A 15,642-nucleotide genomic window follows, 5' to 3' on the forward strand; every position below is an offset into this window, starting at 1 on the left:
TTAGTGAAGTAAAATTAGCTCTGTAAAATGAAGTCAAAATGAAGAAAGACACGTTTTAAAAAGTTTAACTTTCCTTTAGGTTTTTACCAAATGGTAAGCTTCAAATTGCTATTTTTACAATCTTATAAAAATTTGTTTCATGTCACAAAAACGTCTTTTTCTACTCGATGCTTATGCCTTAATTTTTCGTGGATATTATGCCTTTATCAAAAATCCACGCATCAATTCCAAAGGTATGGATACTTCCGCCATCATGGGATTCATGAATTCACTGATGGATGTCATCAAACGTGAAAAACCCGACCATTTGGCCGTAGCTTTTGACAAAGGCGGCAGCGATTACCGTTACGAAATGTATCAAGAGTACAAAGCTCATCGTGACGAAACCCCCGAAGCCATTAAAATTGCCGTTCCTTATATACAGGAATTACTCAAAGCCATGCACATTCCCATCATGGAGAAAGCCGGTTATGAAGCGGATGATTTGATTGGTACTTTAGCCAAGCAGGCGGAAAAAGAAGGTTATCAGGTGTTCATGGTAACTCCCGACAAAGACTTTGCCCAATTGGTTTCTGAAAATATTTTCATGTACAAACCGGCCCGTATGGGCAACGATATAGAAATTTGGGGCATTCCTGAAGTATTGGAAAAATTTGAAGTCGAAAATCCACTGCAAGTTATCGACTTCCTGGGAATGATGGGGGATTCTGCCGATAACATTCCGGGGTTTCCGGGTGTAGGCGAAGTGACTGCCAAAAAACTACTGAAAGAATTCGGATCTATGGAAAATCTTTTGGAAAACACCGATAAACTGAAAGGTGCGCTGAAAGATAAAATAGAAAACAATAAAGAACTGGGAATCCTGTCTAAAAAACTGGCGACCATACTTTTGGATTGTCCTGTTACTTTCGATGCTACCGATTTTGAACTGTCCAAACCTGATGTAGAAAAAACCGATGCTCTATTTCAGGAGCTGGAATTCCGTCAGATGAAAGCTCAGTTCGACAAACTTTTCGGAACCGGAAAAGACTACGACGAAATTGACAGCAATGGCAACGGAACTGAGACAGAAGCAACCGAAACGAAAAAGAAAACGCCTGCCAAGAAAAGCAATCAGGAACAGTTTGACTTATTCGGCTTCACTGATGAGGAAAGCGATGCTCCGAAACAGCACTCCTATTATGCAACTTTAGAAACCACCGAACACTTTTATCAAATTGTACAAGGTGATTTAGCAGTAAAATTGTTTTTGCAAAACCTGATGAACCAAACTTCGGTGTGTTTTGACACAGAAACCACCGGGATTGACACCTTGCATGCAGAATTGGTCGGCATGTCATTTTCTTATGAAAAAGGGAAAGCCTTTTACGTTCCGTTTCCCGAAAATAGAGAAGAAGCACGGGCTTTGGCGGATAAATTCAAACCGTTTTTCGAAAGTGAATCCATAGAAAAGATTGGACAAAACATCAAATACGATTTGAAAATCCTATCGAATTACAACATTCAGGTCAAAGGAAAATTGTTTGACACCATGATTGCGCATTATCTGATTAATCCTGATATGCGCCACAATATGGACGTGTTGAGTGAAACGTATTTAAAATATTCGCCTAAATCCATAGAAACTTTAATTGGTAAAAAAGGTAAAAACCAACTCTCGATGCGCGATGTTCCTTTGGAAGACATCAAAGAATACGCTGCAGAAGATGCTGATATTACATTACAACTGAAAGAAGTTTTCAGTCCTATTTTAGACAAAGTCGAAACCAAAAAACTATTTGAGGATATCGAAATCCCATTGATTTCTGTTTTAGCCGCAATGGAAACCGAAGGTATACGCTTGGATGTTGAGTTTTTAAAAGCCATGTCGGGTGAGATGCAAAAAGAAATTAGTTTGTTTGAACAAAAAATCTACGAAACTGCCGGCGAAAAATTCAACCTTGCTTCTCCGAAACAATTGGGAGAAGTGCTGTTTGATAAATTGAAAATAGGCGGTACCAAACAAAAGAAAACCAAAACCGGACAATACGCTACCGGCGAAGAAGTATTGAGTTATTTGGCCAATGAACATCAAATCGTAAAAGATATACTCGATTGGCGTCAAATGGTTAAACTGCAAAGCACTTATATAGATGCTCTACCCAATCAGGTTGACCCAAAAACACAGCGGGTGCATACCGATTACATGCAAACCGTGGCAGCCACCGGTCGTTTGAGTTCCAACAACCCGAATTTGCAGAACATCCCTATTCGTACTGAACGAGGACGTCTGATTCGAAAAGCTTTTGTAGCCCGCGACGAAAATTACACCTTACTTTCTGCTGATTACTCTCAAATTGAATTGCGCATTATTGCCGCTTTATCGGGAGAAGAAAACATGATTAAAGCTTTCCAAAACCATGAGGATATTCACAGGAGTACGGCAGCCAAGGTATTCAATGTACCATTGGAAGAAGTTACCAAAGAACAACGCAGTAATGCCAAGACGGTAAATTTTGGCATCATTTACGGGGTTTCTGCTTTTGGCTTGAGCAATCAAACCTCTCTATCCCGTAGTGAAAGTACGGCACTGATTGATGCTTACTACAAGACCTATCCAAAACTCAAATCGTATATGAGTGACCAAGTTGATTTTGCCCGTCATCACGGGTATGTACAAACGGTCTTAGGCAGACGCCGTTATTTGAAAGACATCAATTCGGCTAATGCAGTAGTTCGGGGAGCCGCAGAACGCAATGCGGTTAATGCCCCAATACAAGGAAGCGCTGCAGATATCATCAAGATAGCCATGATTAACATCCATAAAAAACTGACTTCGGAACACTGGCAGTCTAAAATGCTGTTACAAGTGCATGACGAACTTGTTTTTGATGTACACCTTTCAGAGCTTGACAAAATAAAGCCGATGATTAAACACGAAATGGAGAACGCTTTTAAATTGGCCGTTCCGCTCGAAGTTGAAATGGGTACAGGAACAAACTGGCTCGAAGCTCATTAAAAAATAAAAGGCAACAGTAACTGTTGCCTTTTTTAGTTATAGGATTCAATTGTGTTATTCGACAATCACCTTTTTCCAGACTTTTTGGGAATCGTTTAGCAATTCGAGTAAATAGACACCGGTTGACAATCCATCTACTTTAATCTGAGATGCATTTTCAGTATCAGCCTTAATTGTCTTGATGAAACCACCCGTCAATGTGTACACCGAAATCTGTTTTAAGGTAGTTTTAGAATGAATGGAAAAATTTCCATTTGAAGGATTTGGATATATTGTAGCACCTTGCAAAGTAAAATCTTCTACACCTAAATTATTAAACGGAACACTCGTATCTACTATTCTGTTTCCAGAACCGTGGTAAGCCAAACTGAACGAGGCACTATTTCCGTGAGCCACGGCTATACCAATGGTATTGGCAAAATAATCGAAATCAAAATCAGATGCATCCGGAGAATTAAACACGCGGGTCGCTACCAAAGTTCTCACCCCAGAAGAAACTGTATTTGAGGTTACCGTCCAATTATTCTGGGCATCCGGAGAAGGAGCTACTCCTATTCCGTTGTGGGTAGCATCTACTAAGGTTGTTCCGTTGTAATAAACCACATCGGAACCGGCTTCCATTCCGCCCGAAAAAGTACCAAACTGACAAGCCATCCATCGGTCAGAAGGCCCTACCAATGTTAAGGTTGCCGTTTGCGTATCGTTATTCAACAAAATGTTAGCACTTGCTCCGGTCACCGAAATCGTATTGGTAATTTTTGATTGCGCTATTCCCAATAATGGCAACAACAGTACTAAAGTAATTTTTTTCATCTGTTTTATTTTAATAGGTTAATAATCTCTTCATTTCCGGAAAAGACGGCGTATTCAAAGGCTGTTTTCCCTTTATTGTCGGCTACTGATTTGTCGGCTTTTTTTTGAAGCAACAGCGCGACTATTTCTTTATTTTTAAACATAACGGCATACATCAACGCTGTGGTTCCGTTGGCATCTGTAAGATTGACACTGGCATTTTTTTGTATTAAATAACGAGCCATTTCATTATTGCCTTTTACTATGGCTGCCATCAAAGGCGTACCCATGCTGCTGTTTTGATTGATATCGCAACCTGAATCGGTAAGGAATTTTGCTACTTCGTTATTTCCCCGGTAACAAGCTAATGTTAAAGGTGAAAACCCTTCCTGATTTACGGTTTGAAAAGCTCGAGGATTGTTTTTTACAAGAGTTTTGGCTTGTTCGAGGGTTCCTTTTCTGGCAATATCAAAAGCATCAGCCGCTTCCTGACTGAAGGTGTGTTGAAATAACAAAAATGAAAAGCAGATAAACAGCAGTTTCTTCATAGCGAATATTTTATTGTATAAAAATACTCGAAATTTTGATTCAACTCTAAAAAAACGAGGTAAACATTTGGTAAACAACCTGTTTTTAGAATCGCTACTGAGTTGTTTTACAGTCTTTTGGTAGAATCCCGCTGTCGTAGTTCGGTTTTAACCGTGGTAGTGGTAAAGGTGAAGGTTTCCTGGTTGCTTTCTAATTTATCAATCAAAAGTTTGGTGGCTACTTCTCCTATTTCGGGGCCGTGTTGACTAACCGTTGACAAGCTGGGCGTCATTCTTCTTGACCAAACCCCATCGGCAAAACCTATGATAGACAAGTCATCCGGAATTTTGTATCCGTTTTGTATTCCCATTTTCATAGCGGTTACCGAAGTGTGTTCGTCTATGGCAAAAATGCCATCGGGTTTATTTTTGGTAAAAAAGCCATCCATTTTAGCATTGAACTCTTCATTATTATTGGTCAGGATGACCAAGTTCTCGTCTACGGGAATTCCGTTTTCGTGCATGGCCTTGTAAAAACCTTCTGCCCGTAACTTACCGATACTTAAATTGTCTATGGCCGATAAGAAGGCTATTTTTTTGCAGCCGGTTTTAATTAAGTGTTCGGTGGCGTGAACTGCCGAATCTAAATCGTCTACTATTACTTTATCGCAATTCACCTCGTCTACTATGCGGTCAAACATTACTATAGGTGTGCCTTCGTTGAGTATGGTATTAAAATGGTCAAACTTTTTGAGCTTTTGAGACTCTTCGGCTATAGAGATGATGAAGCCATCAATGGTTCCGTTGCTGAGCATTTCCATCACGTTGATTTCTTTTTCCAGTGATTCGTTCGAAATGCAGGTGATTACCTTATATCCTTTTTCGTCGGCTACTTTTTCGATTCCGCTGAAGACTTTGGCAAAAAAAGAATTCAGGATGTTCGGAACGATGACCCCTATGGTTTTGGTTCTTCTGTTTTTGAGGTTCAGACCAATCACGTTGGGTTTGTAATTTTTTAACTTGGCATATTCCTGTACGCGTTGCTTGGTGGGTTCGCTGATTTCCGGACTTCCGTTTAAGGCTTTGGAAACGGTAGAAACAGATACACCCAGCTCTTTGGCAATTTGTTTTAAGGTAGCTTTCGATTTCATTTTATCTTAGTTAATGGGTAAAAATAATAAAATTTGTGCTGTCAAAGACTACCCTCTTATCAAAGTTCGTGCTGAAACAAGTATATAAAAGGTGGTTTTGGTTCTGAAAACAGATTCTTTTACTTCGTTAAGCCCTTTCATTCATAGGATTTTAGGTAAATGTTTGACTAGTAGCAAAATATTTAAAAAAGGGTATTTGCATTTATAATAAATAATTGTACTTTTGCACTCCCTTTATTGGGAATGGAATGTTTAATTAAAATAAATTATTGTGAACACATTAAGCTACAAGACAGTTTCTATTAACAAAGCCAATGCGGATAAGCAGTGGATTGTTGTAGATGCAGAAGGTCATAACTTAGGTCGTTTAGCTTCAAAAGTAGCGATGCTTTTGAGAGGTAAATACAAGCCAAGTTATACCCCGCACGTTGATTGTGGAGATAACGTAATTGTTATCAACGCAGAAAAAATCAACCTAACTGGTAACAAGTTGGATGACAAAACGTACATCAGACACACAGGTTACCCAGGAGGACAAAGAAGCTTGACTGCTAAAGTAATGCAACAAAAAAACCCTGCATTATTAGTAGAAAAAGCTGTAAAAGGAATGTTACCTAAAAACAAATTAGGTGCTGAATTATTCCGCAATTTGAATGTAAATGTTGGTTCTGAGCACAAGCATGCCGCTCAACAACCAAAAACCGTAAACCTTAACGACTTAAAGTAATGGGAGTTATTCACAAAATCGGTAGAAGAAAATGTGCTGTAGCACGTGTGTACGTTACTGAAGGTACAGGAAAAATCACTGTAAACAAAAGAGAATTCAACAACTACTTCCCAACAGCTACTTTACAGTACAAAGTATTACAGCCAATGGCCATGACCAACAACGCTGAGAACTTTGACGTAAAAGTAAATGTATACGGCGGTGGTTCAACAGGGCAGGCAGAAGCTGTGAGAATGGCTATTGCAAGAGCAATGTGTGAAGTTGGGGATGACAACAGAGGCATCCTAAAACCAGAAGGATTACTAACCAGAGATCCTAGAATGGTAGAACGTAAAAAATTCGGTCAGAAGAAAGCACGTAAGAGATTCCAATTCTCTAAACGTTAATCGACGATTCGAGATTTTATTCGTTCATTTAGTATTGAAATTAAAAAACAAGTTGCCGATATTCTTTTTGATGAAAAAGGAATTAGTTTAGCATCTAAATGAAGCCAACAGCCGGCTAAAAGCTAAGAGCTGACAGCTGACGCTAATTGGAACATTGCTAATCACGGAACGTAAACTATTACACAATGGCAAACAAAATTGAAGTAAAAGAATTATTAGAAGCCGGTGTTCACTTTGGACACATGACTCGTAAATGGGATCCGAACATGGCTCCTTACATTTATATGGAGCGTAATGGTATTCACATCATTAACCTATATAAAACTGCTGCTAAAATTGAAGAAGCTAACGAAGCTTTGAAAAAAATTGCAGCTTCCGGTAGAAAAATACTTTTCGTAGCTACCAAAAAACAAGCAAAAGATATCGTATCTGAAAAAGCACAAGCATGCAACATGCCTTACATCACTGAAAGATGGCCAGGTGGTATGTTGACTAACTTCGTTACTATCCGTAAAGCTGTTAAAAAAATGGCTTCTATTGATAAAATGAAGAAAGACGGTACTTTCATGACTTTGTCTAAAAAAGAAAGATTGCAAGTAGATCGTCTACGTGCTAAATTAGAAAAGAACTTAGGTTCTATCGCGGATATGTCTAGATTACCTGCTGCTTTATTTGTAGTAGATATCAAAGCTGAACACATCGCAATAAAAGAAGCACAAAAATTAAACATTCCAGTTTTCGCAATGGTTGATACTAACTCTGATCCGCGTGAAGTAGATTACGTTATCCCGGCCAATGATGATGCTTCAAAATCAATTGATAAAATTTTATCTTTAGTAACTGACGCTGTAAAAGACGGATTAGCTAACAGAACTTCTGATGCTGCTCCTGAAGTAGAAGCTGAAGAAACTGTAGAAGTAGTAGCTGCTGTTGAGGCACCGGCTGTTGAAGCTACTGAAAACAGTACTGAAGAATAAAACAAAAAATAATTACGAATTATGAATTAAGAATTACGGATTATTTTGACTCGTAATTTAAAATTCGTAATTCGTAATTTACTTTTAAAAACTTTTAAATAAAAATATTATGTCAACAATCTCAATTACTGCTGCAGACGTAAACAAACTAAGAACGATTACCGGTGCAGGAATGATGGACTGTAAAAAAGCTTTGGTAGAAGCTGAGGGCGATTTTGATAAAGCTATTGAAATCCTTAGAAAAAAAGGACAAAAAGTAGCGGCTAACCGTTCTGACAGAGAATCTACTGAAGGAGCTGCGATTGCGGCTGTTAATGCTGATAAAACATCAGGTGTTGTTATCACATTGAACTGTGAAACTGACTTCGTAGGTAAAAACGAAGGTTTCGTAAAATTAGCTAATGATTTTGCTAACCAAGCATTGAACTATGCTACTAAAGAAGAGTTTTTGGCTTCTGATTTCAACGGAATCACTGTAGCCGAGAAACTAATTGAGCAAACCGGAGTTATCGGGGAGAAAATCGAAATCGGATCGTTTGAGAAATTGAACGGTGCTTTCGTGGGTTCTTACGTACACTCGGGTAAAATTGCTGTTTTGGTAGCTCTTTCTGCTAACGTTGCCGGCGCTGAAGAGGCTGCTAAAAACGTAGCAATGCAAGCAGCAGCTATGAACCCAATTGCTTTGGATGAAGCAGGTGTTGATGCGGCTACTATTGAAAAAGAAATCGAAATTGCAAAAGACCAATTGCGTCAGGAAGGAAAAGCTGAGGCTATGTTAGACAACATTGCTAAAGGAAAATTAAACCGTTTCTTCAAAGACAATACCTTGGTAAACCAAGATTACATCAAAGACAGCTCTATGAGCGTTGCGGCTTACATCAAAACGGTTGATCCGAGTTTGACTGTAACCGGTTTTGCCAGAGTTGCTTTAGGATAATTATTATTCAATTGCATCAAAAACCCCGTTTCTTTACTGAGACGGGGTTTTTTGTTTACAATACTTCCTCCTAATTCCCACTACTTCCAAAAAAAAGGGCAAGTTACTACCGCAACCAGCACTAAATTTTTTAAAACAAGACACATTACTGCAGTAACCTGCCCATAATTTTTTAAAACAGTGTAGGTTGCTGCTGTCACCTATGCATATTTTTTTAAAACAGTATAGGTTACTGCTGTCACCTATGCATAATTTTTCAAAACAGTGCAGGTTACTGCCGCAACAGGGCAGCATTATTTTTAAACAGTCCTGACCACGTCAGCAATCTGTTTTTATACTGATTTAAAGCTACTTAAAAAAAAGCAAAACTAGCATAAACAAAATTAGTAGCTAAAAACTGGCATAAGAATTGTATGAAGATATTTACTTATTTGTAGTGAATAAGAATAATATACAAACAATTTAAAACTATGTAATCATGGAAAATCCCATCACCACCCCAAATGGAAAAGGAAAATCAAACAGCACCAACACCATTCCTGTTGCTGATATTGATTTTGGTAATGTAGCTGTAAATGTAGCTGCAAAATGGACTACAACACCAAGCATTAGTCTGGCCTGGACTACCGCTTCGGAATTTTCGACTCAGGTTTCAGAGTATAACACTGCCCTTTCAAAAAGAAATCAATCGGGTGGAAACCGACCTCAGATTACCAATAAATTAAAAGCCTTAGATACTACCATCGATGAATCTTTGGCTTATGTAAAAGGATATCTTATAGATAAGTATAAAAAAGAATCGGCACCAAGCTACTACCCTGCATTTGGTATTGAGCATAAAAAAAATAAATATACTTTCCCAATAGACCGAAACAAGCGTTCGGCTGCCTTACAACAAATGATAGACTCCCTAGTTGCCAATGGATTACAGGATAAAGACTATGGTGAAATATTTTGGACCGATATAAAGACCCAATACGACAATTTATTAAATGAAGCCACTACCACAGACGGCACTGTATCGAACCATGTAAGCAATAAAAACATGCTGAAGACGGCACTTACCAAAACCATGAATGCTTTAATTCTAAGCATCAAGTCAAACTATCCAGATACCTACAAAGCCGAGCTCCGTGCCTGGGGCTTTCAAAAGGAGAAATACTAACAATAATCTTTTAAATTAAAAAACCCGACTCATTATGAATCGGGTTTTTGTTTTTCCTTTATCGAGAAATGCCAGGTACATATCACTATTATGGACTGTTTGATATTTGAGCAAGCATTAAACAAGAAAGTAATTTAATAATATTATGACAAAAATTCATATTTTATAAATAAATTCGTATTTTCGAACTATATAAAATACAGCTGTTTGATATTTAATGTTGTAATGAGTTTATTTAGATTGTTTCTTCCATTACTAACTATAAACCATATTTTATGATGACAAAAAACACATTCTATCAAATCTGTTTACTTTTTATTTATTTTCATTCCTCATGGTCGCAAACTGTGTTTTCTGAAAATATAGGCAACCCGAACAATACCACATCAATAACCAATAACATTTTTGAAAACAATAACTCACTGAGTTATTCTAACGGGGGTCAAAACAATTCTGCTGATGTAAGAATAACAAATGCATCAACAGGATATAACGGAGCTTCAAGTGGAGGCAATATTTTCTTTTCTGCAACGTCAGGAGCATACGGTTTTTCAATTGAAAGTATTAATGCTTCAAATTACACCTCATTAACACTACAATTTGGCTACAGAAAAGAAGCCGCCTCTATGCATGCCTCATTTTCTGTTGATTATTGGAATGGCAGTTCGTGGGTAATGATAGCTGATAAAGAAACTTCACTTTTTAACGAAGCGAGCAATGCTACTGCAAAATGGTATTTATCTAAAGTATTAACCCTGCCCGCAGCAGCTCAAATTAATGGTTTAAAAATACGATTTGTAAAAACAGGAACTGCGGCTATCCGTATTGATGACATTGTATTGTCGGGAATAGAACAAACACCCCCTACAGTACTAAACACAGGCGTAGCAAACATCACAAAAAATTCCGCAATATATAACGGAGAAGTAACCACAACAGGAGGTGCTGATATAATTGCTACAGGAACTGTTTATTCAATCACTACCCTAAACAACAATCCCACTATAGGAGGAACAGGAGTAACCTTGGTAAACACTGCTAATCCAAATATCGGCACCGGTTCTTTTTCAAACAATTCCGGGACTTTATTATCAAATGTTCAATATTCCTATAATGTCTATGCCATTAAAAATGGCGGAGCTACAGGATATGGAACTGTTGCTACCTTTTATACACTAGCCGACATCCCATCTGCTCCAATCATTAGTAATGCTACACAAAATTCATTAACTGTAGCTATTGGCTCAGATGCTAACTCCAACAATACTACATTTGCCATTTTTGAATCAACTACCAATTCTTATGTACAATCAGATGGAACTTTAAACGCTTCTACTGTTTTTCAAACAACTGCCAATTGGGGAAACAAAATAATATCAGGATTATCACCTAATACAACCTATAGCTTTCAGGTTATTGCCAAAAATGGTTTCGGTATTAGTACTTTAGCCGGAGCAGCTGCTCAAGGAACAACATTAGCTACACCAAGTTCTTCAAGTGATATTATTTTCAACTCAAGCTCTTCAGCCAGCAGCAATACAAACATAAACTATCAAAACTATCAGGCTGATGTAATAACAAGTACAGCAAACAGTATTGGGGTAATGGGATTTTATTTGCGAGATGGTGGAGCAGGACATAATGATGCGGATACTTATGCTACTGAATTAAAAGCTATTAGTTTTAATGTTACGAATAGTGCTAACATTCGTTCGGCACGTCTTTTTGTTGGTAATTCCCCGAAAGGAATTTCGGTGCCTGTGGTTAATAATGTTATCACATTTACAGGGTTAACTGATGTAATTGCTGCAGATAACAGCCAATTGGCTATTAATTTAAGGGTTACTTTTAACACTACTGTGACCGATAATGACCAAATAAAGTTTACGATATCATCGGTAACAGCTAATCCAATCGGTTCACAATTTGCAATGACCAATGGCGGTGGCGCAAGTTCATCTACAGTTGGTGACATTAATAGGATAGAGGTTACTGCCAATAGATTGGCTTTTGTGCAGCAACCGCCAAGCACTTTTTTTACCGACTTCATTATACATCCTGCTCCTATAGTGTCAACACTAGATCAAAATGAAAACATAGACTTGGATTATACCGGAGTCGTTTCGTTAACCTCTTCAGGTTCGACTCTTACAAGTCCGCAAACAGCTACTCCTATTGCAGGTATAGCTACATTTAACAATGTTAAGTTTTCAGGTATTGGTTCAGGCATTGTATTAACAGCTAATGCAACAGGATTAAGTTCATCTAATTCGAACACATTTAGTCTCAATTTAAATCCTTTTTACGAAATAATGAATAACGTTCCGATTGAAATTCCAGAAATAAATTTCAATCAAGTAACTTGTCAAGTTGATGCTTGTAATTTAGTCGTTAATGGTGATTTTGAAGAGCCTAGTGATATTTCAACTTATCCAAGTGATATTAGAAATGCATGCGGCTGGTTGGAATGCACCGGTACTCCGGACTATTATAATACATCTATTAATTCAATACCATGCAACATGTTTGGAGTACAAAACTGTAATAATAATCAGGGAAATACTTATGTTGGAATAGGCGTTATTCAGACAAATAGTGAACGAATATTTTCAAAATTGGCTTCCCCTCTTATATCAGGCGAACAGTATCAATTAAGCTTTGATGTTTCTTTAGCAGAAGGAATCTCATTTTTTAGCAAAACTATTCAAGCCTATCTTTCTCCTACACAAGTGGCTAGTAATATAAATGACAGCTCCTTTCAAATTGCCTATCCAGAAATGTTATTTAGTAAAAATGTTACTTCTACAGTTACCGATGGCTGGGAAACACTTACATTTAATTTTACAGCTAATGGAGGTGAACGATTAATTTATTTGGGATGTTTTCAAAATGTTATATCTCAAGCAAATCCATTAGCGAGTGACCCGACTTGTAATTATATCCCTAGCTCTTCCATTGTTTTGGATAGTGAACCTTCTTATTATTATCTTGATAATGTTCGTTTAGTACCTCTAAACAATGCTATATTTGATTTACCTGAGACTATTTGTGTCAGTCCAAATACTCCAACCTTATTTCCATTACTATCAAACGGACCTGCCAATGGAATATTTACTGGTCCCGGTGTTATTGAAAATACAGGTAGTTACTTTTTTGACTATACTATTGCTGGCGTTGGAACACATACCATTAGTTATTCCTATAATCCACTCTCAGGTTGTCCTCCTGTAACTATCTCAGATGACGTTACTGTAGTAACCAGTGGCATAGTAGCTGAGTTTGATTTTTCAACCAATCTTGTCCTTTGTGACAATAGCACACCTCCTGTTTTGCCAACGGTATCTAACAACGGTATAACAGGAACTTGGGATCCTCCAACTATTGACAGTGATAGTAACTACACCTATACTTTTACACCAGACCCTGAACAATGTTCCGGTCCTCTATCAATTAATGTAATTATTAATAATAACGTAGTAGATGCTGTAGATGATGATTTTAGTGCAACACCTATTAACACATTAGTAAATGCTACAACAATATCGGTATTTGACAATGATACATTAAACGGTAATCCTTTAACCAGTGCATTAGTGTCAGCATCTATTATTTCAACAACACCTTCAATGAATCCTATGCCAACGATAGATAGTAATGGCATAATAACTATCCCTTTTGGAACTCCAGTTGGAATCTATACCATTGAATATAAATTAACTGATAGCGTGTGTTCAAATTATTCTGATAACGCTACAGTAACGGTGTCTGTAGCCCCTTCAATCACCAACTGTGAGAAAATATACCTAGATGATTTATGCTATAATGCTTCACAATCACAAACAACAACATTAACCGTTTTCAATAATGCTAACAATGGTTTTATGAACAATACTTGCGATTTTGCTATGATTGGTAATTTACCTTGTAATAGTAGTAATGTAACAATTGAAATGATAACACCACTTAAGCCAGGATGTACATTTAATCCTGATGGCACCATAACTATAGCGGCAGGCACCATGCCTTTTGAAGGCGTATCTCTTTATCGATTGCGGTCAGTAAACAATCCATCTGTAACTTCAGCTCCTATGATTGTAAACTATAGGATTCAACAAAGAGTTTATCCCGCTGATTGCTATATTTTTTTGCACGCGGGAAGCGCTCCTACAGGGGCATATATAAATAACAGCGTGAATGTTTTAACCAATAGCACTATAAACCCAAACATAGACGGGGATTGTGGGCTGATTAATGCGGTTCTAGGGCAACCGAATCAATCGAACACCGTTACTATTACGGAAACAACCAACCCACCAAACCCTTATTATAAAATAGATGAACTTACTGGTTCTGTTCAGTTTAAAGATGGCTATTGTAGCAATAATTTGCCGCCTGCTCCTATTTTACCTGAACAAGCCTACGGTTTAACTTACACCATGTGTATTAACAATACCACTCCCTATGATTTTTGTTATGATGGCAGGGTCGTATTTTATTATTACTATGGCAGGGAAATGGAACATAAAAGTAAAGAAAACAAACTCGTGATTTATCCAAACCCTTCCTCTAATGGCATGTTTACCTTAGTCTTTGATGAAAAAATAAATGCCGGAACAATTGAAGTATATAATATACTAGGGCAAAAAATAAAACAAGCTTCACTGCAAAATACGACAGAACATCTATTAGACCTCAATAACGCCCCAACAGGAACCTATCTGTTGAGAATTCATGATGGTAAACAGGAAATAGTGAAACGAGTCGTGATTCAATAGAAAACAATTACTTTTACATTGAAACAATTATCAAAAGCAATGAAAAAAATAATAGTAATCCTGATAGTTTTACTAGTGGATAGCCTAAATGCGCAGGTCATTAATTTTCCTGACCCGGCATTTAAAGCCAAATTGCTCCAATCTGACACTAACAATTTTATTGCCGGTGGTGTAAAAATTGATGCTAATGGAGATGGGGAAATAACACAAACTGAAGCTTTGGCGGTATATTTTATTTCTATTCAAACTTCAGAGAATATAACCGACATAATGGGTATTGGCTATTTTATAAACATTCAGAACTTTCAGTTGTTAAGCAATATGCTCCAAACAGCTGATTTAAGTAGTTTGTCTAATCTTAAAACACTTGACCTTGGTGCTAATCAGTTAACGAGCATAAACCTGAACGGATTGAGTAATTTATGGTTTATGAATATTGGTGGCAATCCTCTTACCTCTGTTAATTTTTCAACCTTATCTGCTTTAAAAATAATTCTAATAGACAATACTGAGGTAACAAATTTGGATTTTAGTAACAATCATTTGTTTGAGCAATTGAGGTGTTACGAAAATCCCAACCTGAGTTGGATTAACATTAGAAATAACCACTCGCAAACCTTTACACAGACCACTTATAACGGTTGCTGGAACAATCCTAACCTTACCTCGATTTGTGTAGATGACAATGAAGTGGTAGCGGCACAGAATTTTTTAACGAATTGCGGGGTAACACAACCTGTCAGTATCGTTACGGATTGTTCGTTAAAAAATAATGAACCGGAGATTAACACTCTTGCCATAGCGCCTAACCCAACTGATGGGAAGATTTTCTTTAGCAATCAAAAAGGAATGTTTACTACGGTTTCGGTGGTTAATCAGCTTGGCCAACTGGTTATCAGCCCTTTCAACTGTGTTCAGGGTGACAACAGTGTTGATTTGAGTGATTTGCCCAAAGGGGTTTACTTTTTACTGCTCGAAGGTATTGGCATCAGAAAAAATGCCAAAGTCATGAAAGAATAAAAAACCCCGACTCATAATGAGTCGGGGTTTTATTTATGAGGATGCTGCCTTACCTACTGACTAAAAGAAAGGTACGAGGGGTAACAAAGAACGTGGCTTACCTTTATTGTTTTTTGATTTGTAAGAAATAAATTGTAAGTTTGATTTAGCAGTATATGACATTAATAGCTGAAAAAGGATATAAATG

Annotated in this window: 11 protein-coding genes; 8 read left to right on the forward strand and 3 right to left on the reverse strand. The window is 37.4% G+C overall.

Annotated elements, in window-relative coordinates:
- Positions 1-139: 139 nt before the first annotated feature.
- Entirely contained in the window at positions 140-2,998 is a 2,859-nt protein-coding gene (polA, locus tag EZL74_RS00265; RefSeq protein ID WP_131474581.1) for a DNA polymerase I, read from the forward strand.
- A gap of 54 nt (positions 2,999-3,052) precedes the next feature.
- Here the strand turns inward: polA and EZL74_RS00270 are convergent, their stop codons facing one another.
- The 3 genes from EZL74_RS00270 to EZL74_RS00280 all read right to left on the reverse strand — a co-directional run bounded on the left by EZL74_RS00270 (position 3,053) and on the right by EZL74_RS00280 (position 5,468).
- A complete protein-coding gene (locus tag EZL74_RS00270) occupies positions 3,053-3,811 on the reverse strand; it encodes a T9SS type A sorting domain-containing protein (RefSeq protein ID WP_131474582.1) in 759 nt (252 codons plus the stop codon).
- 5 nt (positions 3,812-3,816) lie between these two features.
- The gene (locus tag EZL74_RS00275) at positions 3,817-4,338 is read right to left on the reverse strand and encodes an ankyrin repeat domain-containing protein (protein ID WP_131474583.1); all 522 of its coding nucleotides are present in this window, start codon (positions 4,336-4,338) and stop codon (positions 3,817-3,819) included.
- 107 nt (positions 4,339-4,445) lie between these two features.
- Positions 4,446-5,468 carry a LacI family DNA-binding transcriptional regulator gene (locus EZL74_RS00280; protein ID WP_131474584.1) on the reverse strand — a complete coding sequence of 341 codons (1,023 nt, stop codon included), beginning with the start codon at positions 5,466-5,468 and terminating at the stop codon, positions 4,446-4,448.
- A 271-nt stretch (positions 5,469-5,739) separates the two neighbouring features.
- On the opposite strand from EZL74_RS00280, the gene rplM reads away from it, so the two are divergent.
- The 7 genes from rplM to EZL74_RS00315 all read left to right on the forward strand — a co-directional run bounded on the left by rplM (position 5,740) and on the right by EZL74_RS00315 (position 15,455).
- Positions 5,740-6,195: a 50S ribosomal protein L13 gene (gene rplM / locus EZL74_RS00285; RefSeq protein ID WP_131474585.1), complete on the forward strand. Its 456-nt coding sequence runs from the start codon at positions 5,740-5,742 to the stop codon at positions 6,193-6,195.
- Positions 6,195-6,581: a 30S ribosomal protein S9 gene (gene rpsI / locus EZL74_RS00290; RefSeq protein ID WP_131474586.1), complete on the forward strand. Its 387-nt coding sequence runs from the start codon at positions 6,195-6,197 to the stop codon at positions 6,579-6,581. The genes rplM and rpsI overlap by 1 nt, the downstream gene beginning before the upstream one ends.
- Before the next feature lie 185 nt (positions 6,582-6,766).
- Positions 6,767-7,558: a 30S ribosomal protein S2 gene (gene rpsB, locus EZL74_RS00295; RefSeq protein WP_131474587.1), complete on the forward strand. Its 792-nt coding sequence runs from the start codon at positions 6,767-6,769 to the stop codon at positions 7,556-7,558.
- Between the two features lie 109 nt (positions 7,559-7,667).
- On the forward strand, positions 7,668-8,495 hold the full coding sequence (tsf, locus tag EZL74_RS00300; protein WP_131474588.1) for a translation elongation factor Ts: 828 nt from the start codon (positions 7,668-7,670) through the stop codon (positions 8,493-8,495).
- Between the two features lie 478 nt (positions 8,496-8,973).
- Entirely contained in the window at positions 8,974-9,660 is a 687-nt protein-coding gene (locus tag EZL74_RS00305) for a hypothetical protein (RefSeq protein WP_131474589.1), read from the forward strand.
- 275 nt (positions 9,661-9,935) lie between these two features.
- Positions 9,936-14,435: a T9SS type A sorting domain-containing protein gene (locus EZL74_RS00310; protein WP_131474590.1), complete on the forward strand. Its 4,500-nt coding sequence runs from the start codon at positions 9,936-9,938 to the stop codon at positions 14,433-14,435.
- Between the two features lie 39 nt (positions 14,436-14,474).
- Positions 14,475-15,455 carry a T9SS type A sorting domain-containing protein gene (locus tag EZL74_RS00315; RefSeq protein ID WP_131474591.1) on the forward strand — a complete coding sequence of 327 codons (981 nt, stop codon included), beginning with the start codon at positions 14,475-14,477 and terminating at the stop codon, positions 15,453-15,455.
- The last annotated feature ends 187 nt before the right edge of the window (positions 15,456-15,642 follow it).

This window comes from Flavobacterium silvisoli (assembly GCF_004329815.1).
In the GTDB taxonomy this organism is placed as follows: domain Bacteria; phylum Bacteroidota; class Bacteroidia; order Flavobacteriales; family Flavobacteriaceae; genus Flavobacterium; species Flavobacterium silvisoli.

Coding starts and splice junctions, on each gene's coding strand:
- polA (WP_131474581.1), top strand. CDS start 140: ATGTCACAAAAACGTCTTTTTCTACTCGATGCTTATGCCTTAATTTTT.
- EZL74_RS00270 (WP_131474582.1), bottom strand. CDS start 3,811: ATGAAAAAAATTACTTTAGTACTGTTGTTGCCATTATTGGGAATAGCG.
- EZL74_RS00275 (WP_131474583.1), bottom strand. CDS start 4,338: ATGAAGAAACTGCTGTTTATCTGCTTTTCATTTTTGTTATTTCAACAC.
- EZL74_RS00280 (WP_131474584.1), bottom strand. CDS start 5,468: ATGAAATCGAAAGCTACCTTAAAACAAATTGCCAAAGAGCTGGGTGTA.
- rpsI (WP_131474586.1), top strand. CDS start 6,195: ATGGGAGTTATTCACAAAATCGGTAGAAGAAAATGTGCTGTAGCACGT.
- rpsB (WP_131474587.1), top strand. CDS start 6,767: ATGGCAAACAAAATTGAAGTAAAAGAATTATTAGAAGCCGGTGTTCAC.
- tsf (WP_131474588.1), top strand. CDS start 7,668: ATGTCAACAATCTCAATTACTGCTGCAGACGTAAACAAACTAAGAACG.
- EZL74_RS00305 (WP_131474589.1), top strand. CDS start 8,974: ATGGAAAATCCCATCACCACCCCAAATGGAAAAGGAAAATCAAACAGC.
- EZL74_RS00310 (WP_131474590.1), top strand. CDS start 9,936: ATGATGACAAAAAACACATTCTATCAAATCTGTTTACTTTTTATTTAT.
- EZL74_RS00315 (WP_131474591.1), top strand. CDS start 14,475: ATGAAAAAAATAATAGTAATCCTGATAGTTTTACTAGTGGATAGCCTA.